Here is a 13,148-nt window from a genome sequence, read left to right on the forward strand (position 1 = left end):
TCAGCCCGCGGCGAGGCCCTGCTCGTCGGGGACGTATCGCATCGGCAGGTACGACATGCCCTGCATGAGGTTGGAGTGGATGCGGCGCGGCTCCCCGGTGACCTCGAAACCCTTGCTGAAGGTGCGCAGGGCGTCGAGCATCTCCCTCACCTCGACCCGGGCCAGGTAGGCGCCGATGCAGAAGTGCGGGCCGTAACCGAAGGTGATGTGCTTGTTGGGGGTACGGGCCAGGTCGAGGGTGTAAGGGTCGGGGAAGACCGTCTCGTCGCGGTTGGCCGACATCTGCCAGAGGGTGACGATGTCCCCCTCCTTGATGTGCTGACCGTGCAGCTCGAAATCGGTCGTGGCATGGCGCCCGAAGTTCATGGCGGGCGTCGCCCAGCGCAGGATCTCCTCGGTGGCGGTCTCCAGATCCACCTCGCCGTCGCGCAGGCGCTGCCACTCGCCGGGCTCGCGGCTCAGCGAGTACAGCGTCTCGATCATGGACAGGCGACTGGTCTCGTCACCGCCCAGGATCAGGCTGTAGCAGTTGAAGACGATGTCCTGGTCGGTCAGCGGCACCCCGTCGATGTCGCTCTGGGTGAGCGTGGAGATCACGTCGTCCTGCGGGTTCTCGCGCCGCTCGGCCACCAGGTCGCTGAAGTAGAGCAGAATCTCGTTGCGGGCCAGGAACGCCTCCTCGGGCGCCTGGTCCGCCTCGTCCGAGCTGAGGCAGGACTTGGTGAGGTTCAGCAGGTAGGGATGGTCGGTGACCGGCACCCCGAGCAGACCGCCGACGGTGGTCATCGGAATCACCGAGGCCACTTCGGCCGCGAAGTCGCCCTCGCCCCGGTGGATCGCCTCGGCGAGCAGCCGGCGCGTGTTCTCCCGCACGATGCCCGCGACCTTGGCGAGGGCGCGCGGCGAGAACGCCTTGAGCATCACGTTGCGCAGGTCCTTGTGGCGGCGGCCGTCCGTCACCGCGAGCATCTTGCCCGCGGCCGAGTCGCCGCCCGCCAGCAGCGTCACCAGGACATTGCCCTTCTCGGACGTCAGCCGCTTGTTGTCGCGGAAGAGTGCCTGTACGTCGGTGTACCGGCTGACCACCCAGAAGCCGCGCCGCTCCGACGTCGGAGGGTGCCAGAACACGGGATGGTCCGCACGGAGTCGGCGCCAGTAGGCGGCCATGTCGTTTTCCAGGAACGTCTTCGGGTTCACCAGGTCCAGCGCGGCCGGATCGGCCGGAATCTCTCGCTGGATTTCCGCGGTCTGCACGCTCGTCATTTGATTTCCCGGAGTTTCTCGTTGAGGATCCGGCCGATCTCGGCGGCCGATTCGGGCTGCAACATGTGCGGGTGGGCGCATCCGATCACCCGGTGTTCGATGCGTCCCCCGACGAAGGGGCGCCACAGCTCGGCACGCGCGGTGAGTTCCGAGGCCGGCACGGACCGCTCCTCCTCGGCCACCAGCACGAGCAGATCCCCGCTGTGGCGGGCGGGCTCGTAGGCCTCGAACAGACGCCGGTTGTTGGCGAACACCGCCGCCAGCGCCGCGATGTTGCCGGCGTCGAGGGTGGCGAGGACGGACTGCCGGGCACGCAACATGGCGGCCACCTCACCGTGGTCCAGCGGCCCGTCGCCCAGCTCGTCCACGTCGTAGCCGACGTGGTCGAGCATCATCCGCAGGGCGTCCTGCTCGTCCGGAGTCCGGTCGGGCTGCGGCAGGGTGCGGTCGAGGGGGTACTCGTCGAGGTTGACGAGCAGTGCCACCTCATCGCCCTGGGACTGCAGCAACGCCGCCATCGCGTGGATGACCTGTCCGCCGAACGACCAGCCGAGCAGCACGTAGGGGCCGGTCGGCTGAACCGTGCGGATCTGGCCGACGTAATCGGCCGCCATCTCCTCCAGGGTCGAGGGGACGGTGCCGGTGCCGTTGATGCCCCGGGCCTGCAGTCCGTAGACCGGGTGTTCGGGGTCCACGTGGCGCAGCAGGGAGGAGTAGTTCCAGCTCAGGCCGCCCGCGGCGTGTACGCAGAACACGGGGGCCCGGGTGCCCTGGGTGCGCAGGGGCAGCAGCACCTCCAAGGAGTCCTCGTCCTCCTCACCGCCGAGCCGCTCGGCCAGCTCGGCGACGGTCGGGGCGCTCAACACGGTGCGGATGGTCAGCTTCGCGCCGAACACGGAGCGGATACGGCCCGCCAGGCTCATCGACATGATGCTGTCGCCACCGAGGTCGAAGAAGCTGTCGTGGACGCCTACCACGTCCAGCCCCAGCACCTCGCGGAAGAGGCCGCAGAGGATCTCTTCCCGGGGGTTGCGTGGGCCCGTCCAGTCCTGGGGGTTGTGGTCCGGAACGGGCAGTGCCCTGCGCTCCACCTTGCCGTTGGCGTTGAGCGGGATCTCTGGGAGCGTCACGAACGCCGACGGGACCATGTAGCCCGGCACGGCGGCGGCGAGACGCTCGCGTACGACGGCCATGTCGAGTGTGCCGCCCGCCGCGGGCACCACGTAGGCGATGAGGCGCCGACCGGCCCCGATGTCGTCCCTGAGGACGACCACGGCCTGGCCGACGGCCGGGTCGGCGGTCAGCCGCGCCTCGATCTCGCCGAGTTCGACCCGGTACCCCCGTATCTTGACCTGCTCGTCGACGCGGCCCAGGTAGTCCAGGCCGCCGTCGGCGCGTCGGCGGGCCAGATCACCCGTGCGGTAGAGCCGGGTGCCCGGCGCGCCGAACGGGTTGGCGACGAACCGGGACGAGGTGAGTCCCGGCCTGCCGAGGTAGCCGCGGGCCAGCTGGTCACCGCCGATGTACAGCTCGCCCGTGCTGCCGGCCGGGGCGGGCCGCAGCCGCGTGTCCAGCACGTACAGCTGGGTGTTGGGTGTGGGCCGGCCGATCGGGACGGCACCCGAGGGGGTCGGGTCACCCGGCTCCAGCCGGTGGACGGCACAGCCGACGGTCGCTTCGGTCGGGCCGTACTCGTTGACGACGGCCACGCCCGGGTGGCCGGTGCGCCACTCGGCGAGTGTCTCACCGAGCAACTGCTCCCCGCCGACGACCAGTTCACGGGCCGGCGAGATCTCCGGGTCTGAGCCTGCCAACAACGGAAGATGGGACGGGGTCGCCTTGAGGAACGGCGGCTGGAGGCGCTGCTGCGCGGGTTGCTCCAACTCGGCGACGTGCACGCAGCCGCCACTGACCAGCGGGCCGAACAGCGAGGTCACCGCCATGTCGAAGGAGACCGGCGAGTGCAGCAGGGCCCGCTCACGCAGTGACGGATAGGCGTGTATGGCGTGGTCGAGGTACTGGGCCAGCGAGCGGTGCTCGATCACCACGCCCTTCGGCCTGCCGGTGGAGCCCGAGGTGTAGATGACGTACGCCGGGCTCTGGGCATGCGGGCCGCGGTCGTCACGCATCACGCGTCCGATGCCTTCCGCGTCGGTGTCCCGCTGGTCGAGCAGGAGCACCGGGGCGGACGTCGACGGCAGCTCGGGCGCGATCTCCGAGCGGGTCAGCACGAGCACCGGGGCGGCATCGGCGAGTACGTACTCCAGCCGGTCGCCGGGGTCGGTCGGGTCGACGGGCAGGTAGCCGCCGCCGGCCTTGAGGACCGCGAGCGCGGCGGTCACCAGGTCGGCCGAGCGCGGCAGCGCCAGCGCCACCAGCCGCTCGGGACCCACTCCGGCGGCGGCCAGCTCGTCGGCGAGCCGGTCAGCTGCGGTGTTCAGTGCCGCGTAGCTGACCTCCTCACCGTTTCCGAGCCGCAGCGCCGGGGCGTCGGGTGTACGGGCGGCCTGGGTCTCGAAGAGTTCGGGGACCAAGGCCTTCGGGGCGGGCGCCGCCGTGTCGTTGAAACCGTTGAGCAGCGCCTCGCGCTCCTCGGCCGTGAGCAGATCGAGACGGTCGAGCCGCTGTCCGGGAGCGTCGATCAGGGAGTGGATCGCCCGCTCCACGCGCCGCCCGATGGCTTCGATGGCGCTTTGGCCGAAGAGGTCGGTGCGGTAGCTGAAGCGCAGCCGCAGGGTCGCGCCGGGCATGGCGACCAGACTGATCGGGTAGTGGTTGGCGTCCGTGCCGTAACCGCCGACGATGCGTGGCCCCTCCTCCCCTTGGGGCGCCCCGGCGTTCTCCACCGGGAAGTTCTCGGTGACGACGATGGTGTCGAACAGCTGGTCCGAGTCGACCAGTCGCAGGATGTCCTGGAGCCCGAGGTAGTGGTGGTCCATCACCGCGGTCTGCCGGCGCTGCACCTGCTCGAGCAGGCCGGCCCAGGTGTCGCCGGGCAGGAGCTGGACGCGGGCCGGAACGGTGTTGATGAACAGACCGACCATGGTCTCCACGCCGGGGATGTCGGCGGGCCGCCCGGAGACCGTCGCGCCGAACACGACGTCGTCGCGGCCGGTGAGCCCGCCGAGTACGACGCCCCACACCGCCTGGATGGCGGTGTTGAGTGTGACCCCGTGGTGGCGGACCAGCCTGGTCAGCTCCTCGACGGTCTCCTCCGGCAGCTCGACGAGCAGATCACCGGGGACATCGCCGCTCGCACCACCGCCGTCCGCCGCGACGAGCGTCGCGCCGTCCACTTCGGCCAGGACACCGCGCCAGGCCTCGCGTGCCGCCTGCTTGTCCTGTTGCCCCAGCCACTCCAGGTAGTCCCGGTACGGGGTCGGTTTCGTCAGTACGGACTCGTCCCCGCCCGCCTCGTAGAGCGTGAACAGCTCGCGCACCAGGAGCGGACCCGACCAGCCGTCCAGCAGCAGGTGGTGGTTGGTCATCAGGAACCGGACCAGACCCTCACCCATGCGCACCAGTGTGAAGCGCAGCAGCGGGGGTCGCTCCGGGTCGAAGCGGCGCACCCGGTCCTCGTCCATCAGCGCGTCCAGCCGCGCCGCCCGCTCCGCTTCCGGCAGATGGGTCAGGTCCAGCTCGGTCCAGGGCAGTTCGAGGTCGCCGACGACGATCTGCACGGGGCGGCCGAGGCCTTGCTGAAGGAAGCCGGCCCGCAGGTTGGGGTGGCGTCGCAGCAGGGTGGCCGCGGCGGCGCGCAGCCGGTCGGTGTCCAGCTCGCCCGCGATGTCGATGCCGAGCTGCACCGTGTAGATGTCCGGCTGGTCCTCGTCGAGTTGGGCGTGGAAGAGCAGACCCTCCTGCATGGGGGTGAGCGGCAGGACGTCCTCCAGCCGGGACGTCGCGGCGGACTCCACCGCGTCGATCTCCCGCTGGGTGAGCGGAACCAGTGTCAGGTCCGAGGGGCTGTAACCGCCGGACTCGGGGCGCTCGACGTGCGCCACGAGCGCGGTGAGCGCGGTGAGCCAGTGCTCGCCGAGTTCCCGGATCTCCTCCTCGCCGAAGAGTTCGCCCGCCCAGGACACGTCCGCGACCAGCCGCGGCCCGTCCGGCAGGTCCTGCGTCATGGCGTTGACGTCGATGGCGTGCGCCAGGGGGCGGTCCGGATCGCCGCCGCCGTCGAGATCGAAGCCCTCCGGGGCCGGCCCCCAGTCGGCCGGCCCGCCCTGGTCGGCGTCGTCGACTCCCGCGAACCTCCCCAGATAGTTGAAGCTGATCTGCGGATCGGGGAATCCGGCGAGCGCCGTCGCGGTCTGCGAGTTGAGGTGGCGCAGCAGCCCGTATCCGAGGCCCTTGTCGGGCAGGGCGCGCAGCTGTTCCTTGATCCGCTTGAGTACGTCGCCGACGGCGCCTCCGCCGGAGCGGAACTCGTCCCAGTCGTACCTGCCCGGGTCCAGTCGCACCGGGAAGAGACTGGTGAACCAGCCGACGGTACGGGACAGGTCGATGCCGTCGTGAAGCTCCTCGCGGCCGTGGCCCTCCAGATTGACCAGTACCGGCCCGTCACCGCGGTCCCGCCCGGCGCGCCACTGGCCGACGGCGACCGCGAACGCCGTCAGCAGCACGTCGTTCATCCGGGCGTGGAAGGCCGCGGGCACCGTGGTGAGCAGGGCCGCCGTCTGCTCGGCGGGCAGTTCGAGGACGATCCGTCCGGCCGTCGAAGTGACGTCGCGGCCGCGATCCAGGGGCCGGTCGGCGAGTGCGGGGCCGGGGTCGGCGAGGGCTCCCAGCCAGTAGGGGAGCTCCTCGACCCGCTCGGGTCGCTGGGCGGCCTCGGTGAGCAGCTGTGCCCACTCGCGGAACGAGGTGCCGACGGCGTCCAGCCGGGCCACCGCGCCGTCGGCCTGCTCGGCCCACGCCTGCCGGAGGTCCGGCAGCAGGATGCGCCAGGAGACACCGTCGACGGCCAGGTGATGGATGCTGAGCAGCAGCCGTCCCGAGGTCTCGGGACCCTTGTCGAACCAGACGGCCTGAACCATCGTCCCGGCCTCCGGGTCGAGCCGGTCCCAGGCGCCGCGAGTCTCCTGCGCCATCCGTTCCAGGGCCTCTTCGGCGTCAAGACCGGCCAGGTCGACGCGGTGCAGGCAGTCGGCGGCGCGGACCGCTCCGGGCTCGGGAATCCCAAGGCTCCACACCACTCCGCCGATGCGGGTCAGCTTCATGCGCAGCGCGTCGTGGTGGTCGAGTACGGCCTGCAGCGCGGCCTCCATACGGTCCGCGCCCAGCTCGGCCGGAACCACGATCATGTTGGTCTGGCTGAACCGGTCGACCCGCCCGCCCCGTTCACGCATCCAGTGGATGATCGGCGTCAGCGGCAGTGCGCCGACACCCGCCGACACGGGCGCGGGTTCGGGCGCGGCGGGGGCCTGGGGGGAGGTTCCGCCCGCCGCGCCCTGGTCGGCGGTGGTCTCGGCGAGGCCCGCCACCGTCTTGTGTTCGAACACGTCGCGCGGGGTCAGCCTGATGCCCGCGTTGCGGGCCTTGCGGACCAGCTGGATCGACATGATGCTGTCGCCGCCGGTGTCGAAGAAGCTGTCGTGGACGCCGATGGTCTCCAGGCCGAGGATCTCGGCGAACAGCGAGCACAGCAGCTCTTCGCGGGCGTTGCGCGGCCCCTCCGTCTCGGCGGCCGTCGCGTAGCCCGGCTCCGGCAGTGCCCTGCGGTCGGTCTTCCCGTTCGGTGTGAGTGGCAGCGCGTCCAGCACCACCACCGCCGCGGGCACCATGTACTCCGGCAGTTCGGCGGCGAGCAGCGCCCGCAGGTCGGTGCCCTGGAGCGGGGCGGCACCGGCCCTGGTCACCACATAGGCGACGAGCCGCTGGTCGCCGGGGCGGTCCTCGCGGATCAGCACCTCGGCCTGGGCGACCGCCGGCCGGCGCAGCAGCACCGAGCGGATCTCACCCAGCTCGATGCGGAAGCCGTGCAGCTTGACCTGCTCGTCGGCGCGACCGAGGAACTGGAGCGCACCCTCGCGGGTCCACTTGGCGATGTCACCGGTGCGGTACATGCGCGAACCGGGAGGGCCGAACGGATCGGCGACGAAGCGCTCGGCGCTCAGGCCGGGGCGGCCCAGGTAGCCGCGGGCCAGGCCCTCACCGCTGATGTAGAGGTCACCGGGAGAGCCCGGCGGAACGTCGTGCAGCGCCGCGTCCAGGACGTACACCCGGGAGTTGGGCACGGGGCGGCCCATGGGCGGTTCGACGGCACCCGCGAGCGGGCCGCTGATGGTGGCGCACACCGTGGTCTCGGTCGGCCCGTAGGCGTTCACCATGCGACGGCCTGCGGACCAGCGGCCCGCGATCTCCGGCGGCGTCGCCTCACCCGCGACGAGCAGGGTCAGCCCTGCGGGCACCTCGTCCTCGGCGAGCACACCGAGCGCGGCGGGCGGAATGGTCGCCTGGGTGACGCCCTGTTCGACGAGGAGCGCCGCGAGCGGGGCGCCCGGATCCAGCCGGGCGGGCGGCGCCAGCACCAGCGTCGAGCCGGAGAGCAGCGCCTTGCACAACTCGGCGAAGGCGGCGTCGAAGCTCGGGGACGCGAACTGCAGGACGCGGCTGCCGGGGCCGAGGCCGAGCGCCTCCACGTAGGCGACGAGCAGGGAGCCGAACCCGGAGTGCGGGACGACGACGCCCTTGGGCCTGCCGGTGGAGCCGGAGGTGTAGATGACATACGCCGGGTTGCGCGGGTCGAGCGCGACGGCCGGGGCCGTGGCGGGCGACGCGTGCACGCGGGCGGCAGTGGCCTCGTCGTCGAGGACGAGGACGGTGGCAGAGCCGGTGTCCGGCAGGGTGGCGGCGATTTCACGGGTGGTCACGAGCACCCCGGGGGCGGCGTCGCCGAGCATGTACGCGATGCGCTCGGCCGGGTAGGCGGGGTCGACCGGCAGATAGGCCGCGCCCGCCTTGTGCGTGGCGAGGACCGCTGCGGGCCAGTCGGCGGAGCGGGGCAGGGCCAGGGCGACGAATCCCTCGGGACGTGCGCCGGCCTCGCGCAGGACGTGGGCGATGCGGTTGGCCCTGCGGTCGAGTTCGCCGTAGGTCAGCTCGGTGCCCTCGCAGACGACGGCGAGGTCGTCGGGCGCCTCTGCGACGCGCCGGGCGAACAGTTCCGGGAAGGTGCCGCGCGGGACGGCGCGGGCGGTGTCGTTGGCCGCCGAGATCAGCGCGCGCTCGCCGTCGGTGAGCAGCGAGACGTCCCCGACCCGCAGGTCCGGATCGGCCGCGACGCGTTCCAGCAGGTGCAGCAGGCGGCCGAAGAGTGCCTCGACGGTGTCGCGGTCGAACAGGTCGAGCCGGAAGTCGATCAGCGCACGCAGGCCGTCGGGGCTGCCGTCGTCGGCGGCCAGCTCGTTGATGGTGAAGGCCAGGTCGAACTGGGTGGCGTTGACGGGCACCGGGTATGCCTGGGCGTCGATGCCCGGGATGCCGACGGAGGCGCCGGTCGAGGCCTCGGCGTTCTGTACGTTGAGCCAGACCTGGAACAGCGGGTGCCAGGACAGCGAGCGCTCCGGGTTGAGCAGCTCCACCAGCCGCTCGAAGGGAACCTCCTGGTTGGCGTACGCGGCGAGGTTGAATTCGCGTACGCGATCGAGGAGTTCACGGAAGGTCGGGTCGCCCGACGTGTCGGTGCGAAGCACCAGCGTGTTGGCGAAGAACCCGACCATCGACTCCAGGGCCTGGTCGTTCCGTCCGGCGATGGGCGAGCCGAGCGGGATGTCGTCGCCCGCGCCCAGCGCGGACAGCAGGGACGCCAGACCGGCCTGGAGCACCATGAACAGGCTCGTCCCGGTCCTGCGGGCGACACCGGTCAGCGCCCGGTGGAGCCGTGCGTCCACGTCCACCACGACGGTGTCGGCGGTGTAGTCGGCCTCCGGCGGCCGGGGCCGGTCGGTGGGCAGCGCGAGAACGTCGGGGGTGCCGCGCAGGCGCTGCTGCCAGAAGTCGAGCTGCTTGGCGACCAGGCTCCCGGGATCACCCTCCTCGCCGAGTACCCGGTAGTTCCACAGCGTGTAGTCGGCGTACTGCACCGGCAGCGGCTCCCAGTCCGGGGCCCGGCCCGCGGATCTGGCCCGGTAGGCCGCGCTGAGGTCGGTGGCCAACGGACCGGCCGACCAGCCGTCGCCCGCGATGTGGTGCAGCAGGATGAGCAGGAGGCTGTGGTCGGGGGCCATCCGCAGCAGCGAGACACGCAGCGGGGTCTCGGTCGACAGGTCGAAGTCACGTGCGGCGTGCTCGGCGATCACCTTGTCGAGGTCCTGTTCGAGGACATCGATGACGGTCAGCTCGGCGGCTCCCTCCTCGGGGGAGAGGACGTACTGCCGGGCCACCCCGTCGGTCTCGGGGAAGACGGTGCGCAGCACCTCGTGCTGGACCGACACGTCCCGTACGGCGGCGCGCAGGGCGTCCTCGTCGAGGGCGCCGCGCAGCAGGAGGCCCAGGCTGATGTTGTGCGCGGCGGCACCGTGCTCGAAGCGGTTGAGGAACCAGAGCCTGCGCTGCGCGTACGACAGCGGGACGTGCTCCGGGCGTTCGACGGGCAGCACGGGCGGCCGGGCGTCGTCGGCGCCGCGCAGCCTGGCCGCCAGCTCGGCGACGGTGGGTGCCTCCCACAGCAGGCGCAGCGGCAGTTCCACGGAGAAGGCGACGCGGATCCGGCTGACCAGCCGGGTGGCGTGCAGGGAGTGTCCGCCCAGGGCGAAGAAGTCGTCGTGGACACCGACGGACGGTATGTCGAGGATCTCCGCGTACAGGCCGCAGAGGATCTCCTCCTGCGGGGTGCGGGGACCGGCGCCGGCGGCGGTGGCCAGCGCGCCGAAGTCCGGGGCGGGCAGTGCCTTGCGGTCGGTCTTCCCGTTGGGGGTCAGCGGCAGCTCGTCCAGGGTGACGAAGGCGGCGGGCACCATGTACTCGGGCAGCCGGGAGCCGACGCCCTCGCGCAGTTCGGGCACCGACACCTGCGCGCCGGGAGCGGCCACGGTGTAGGCGACCAGACGCTTCTCGCCCGCGCCGTCCGCACGCGCCACCACCGCGGCCTGGGCGACCCCGGCGAGTTCGCACAGGACGGTCTCGATCTCGCCCAGCTCGATGCGGAAGCCGCGCACCTTCACCTGGTCGTCGGTGCGGCCGGCGAACTCCAGCTCGCCGTCCGGGGTCCAGCGCGCCAAGTCGCCGGTGCGGTACATCCGGGAGCCGGGCGCGCCGAACGGGCAGGCGACGAAACGTTCGGAGGTCAGGCCGGGGCGGCCGAAGTAGCCGCGTGCCAGGCCCTCGCCCGCGATGTACAGGTCGCCGGGGACACCGGGGGGCACCGTCGAGAGCCCGCCGTCCAGCACGTACACCTGGGTGTTGGCGATGGGCCTGCCGATGACCGGGGCGCCGTCCACCGCGTCGATCCGGGCGGCGGTGGACCAGATGGTCGTCTCGGTGGGGCCGTAGACATTGGTCACCTGGGCTGCCAGCTCGGTGAGACGGTCCGCCAGACCCGTCGGCAGTGCCTCACCGCCGACGAGGACCCGCAACCCGTCGAGGGCCTCGGGGTGCTGGGCGACGAGAGCCTGCCACAGGGTGGGGGTGGCCTGCATGAGCGTGGTGCCGGTGTCCTTCAGCAACCCGGCCAGCCGCGGAATGTCGATGACCTCGTCACGGGTGGCCAGCACGACGCCCGCGCCGGAGAGGAGAGGCACGTACAGTTCCAGGCCCGCGATGTCGAACGCGATGGTGGTGACGGCGGCCAGCCGGTCGCCCGGGCGCACCTCGAACCGCTCCCGCATGTCCTCGACGAAGTTGGCGAGGTTGTCGCGGGTGACGACCACGCCCTTGGGCCTGCCGGTCGAGCCGGAGGTGTAGATGGTGTACGCGGGATGGCTGCCCGCCACGGCCACCGGTGCCATGGGCTCGGCGGGCAGCGCGGCCAGACTGGCGCGCACCTGGGGGTCGTCGAGCAGCACGCGTGCGACGCCCTCGGCGGTCGGCACCGAGGTGATGGAGGAGTCGGTGACGACGACGGCGGGGGAGGCGTCGGCGACGATGTACTGGACGCGCTCGGCCGGATACTCCGGGTCGAGCGGGATGTACGCGCCGCCCGTCCTGCCGATGGCGAGCAGCGTCGCCACCAGGTCGGCGCCGCGCGGCAGGGCGACCGCGACACGCACCTCGGGGCCGACACCCAGCCCCGCGAGCAGGCGTGCGAGGCGGTTGACGCGGTCGTCCAGCTCCCGGTAGGTGAGTTCGGTGCCCGCCGTGACGAGCGCGGTGGCATCCGGGTGGGCGGCGACGGCCGCGGCGAACTGCTCGGGCACCGAGGCGACGGGGATCTCGGCGGCGGTGTCGTTCCATCCCGTGAGGACGGTCCGCAGCCGCGAGGGCGAGAGCACCTCCGTGCGGCTGACCGGGAGCGAGGGGTCGGCCTCGATCTGCTCCAGGAAACGGCAGAGGGTGTCGAGCAGTTCCTGGGCGCGCCCGCGGTCGTAGAGGTCGGGGCGGTAGCCGACGCGCAGGCGGAGGGTGGGGCCGGGAGTGGGGAACAGGGTGATCGGGTAGTGCGTGGCGTCCTGACCGGTGACGTCGGTGATGCGCGGGCCCTCGGTCTCCTCGACCATCTCCGCCGAGTCCAGCGGGTAGTTCTCGAACACGACCAGGGTGTCGAACAGCTCACCGCCGACCCTCGTCGGCTCCTGCACGGCGGAGAGCGGGAGGTGGTGGTGGTCCAAGAGCGCGGCCTGCTGCTGCTGGACGGCCGTCATCAACTCCGACCAGGAGGCGCCGTGGTCGATTTGAACGCGCACCGGAAGGGTGTTGATGAACAGGCCGACCATCGACTCGACGCCGGGAATTTCCGCGGGGCGTCCCGACACGGTCGCGCCGAAAACCACGTCGGTGCGGCCGGTCAGCCTGCCGAGCAGCACGCCCCAGGCACTCTGCACCACCGTGTTGAGCGTGACGCCACTGCGGCGGGCCAGCTCTCCCAGGCGGCGGGTGAGGTCCTCGGACACCTCACCGACCAGATCCTCCGGCGGTACCACCGTGTTCGGGTCGGCGTCGGGCACCAGCAGCGTCGGTGAGTCCACGCCGTCGAGCGCCGAGCGCCACGCCTCCCTGGCGGCGTCCTTGTCCTGCTTCTTCAGCCAGGCGAGGTAGTCGCGGTAGGGGGTGACGGGCGGGAGGGAGGCGTCCTCGCCGCCGGCGCGGTAGTGCTGGAACAGCTCCTGCATGACCAGGGGCGCCGACCAGCCGTCGAGCAGGATGTGGTGCCCGGTGAGCATCAGCCAGAAGGCGTCGGGAGCGACCCGGATCGCGGTCAGGCGCAGCAGCGGCGGGTCGGTCATGTCGAAGCGCCGTGCCCGGTCCCGTGCGGCGAACTCCTTCACCATGGTGAGCTGCTCGTCGGCCGGGCTCTCGCTGAAGTCCAGCTCCTCCAGGGGGAGTTCGACGCCCCGGAGGATGACCTGCACCGGCTCGCCGTTCTTGCGCCTGCGGAAGCCGGCGCGCAGGCCGGCGTGCCGGCGCAGCAGCGCGGCCGCGGCGGTTCGCAGTGCCGCGAAGTCGACGGGGCCCTCGATACGGACCGCCAGCTGCACCGTGTAGACGTCCAGCGCGTCCTCGGAGAATTGCGCGTGGAAGAGCAGCCCCTCCTGGAGCGGTGACAACGGCAGAAGGTCCTCGATGCGTGACTGCTTCACTGCACATGCTCCCTGGGCTTCTTCGAGGTGCAATTGGCGTTGGGGGTCTGGTCGGCCGGGGCAGAAAGGAATGGGGGGTGGCGATTTCGACGGTAGCTTTTCCGCGACCGGATAAAGGAGGCAGATAAACAACTCGGAATCAGGTGG

At 71.6% G+C, this 13,148-nt stretch carries 2 protein-coding genes; both read right to left on the reverse strand.

Features of this window, described 5'->3' with window-relative positions; genetic code table 11:
* Window positions 1-1,263: a cytochrome P450 gene (locus DMA15_RS31455; RefSeq protein WP_125516083.1), complete on the reverse strand. Its 1,263-nt coding sequence runs from the start codon at window positions 1,261-1,263 to the stop codon at window positions 1-3.
* On the reverse strand, window positions 1,260-13,001 hold the full coding sequence (locus DMA15_RS31460) for a non-ribosomal peptide synthetase (protein WP_125516084.1): 11,742 nt from the start codon (window positions 12,999-13,001) through the stop codon (window positions 1,260-1,262). The genes DMA15_RS31455 and DMA15_RS31460 overlap by 4 nt, the downstream gene beginning before the upstream one ends.
* Window positions 13,002-13,148: the final 147 nt, after the last annotated feature.

The sequence above is a fragment of the Streptomyces sp. WAC 01529 genome, from assembly GCF_003945545.1.
In the GTDB taxonomy this organism is placed as follows: Bacteria; Actinomycetota; Actinomycetes; order Streptomycetales; family Streptomycetaceae; genus Streptomyces; species Streptomyces anatolicus.

What these genes read in the sequence shown, in the direction of transcription:
- DMA15_RS31455 (WP_125516083.1), bottom strand. Translation starts at nt 1,263, where the DNA reads ATGACGAGCGTGCAGACCGCGGAAATCCAGCGAGAGATTCCGGCCGAT.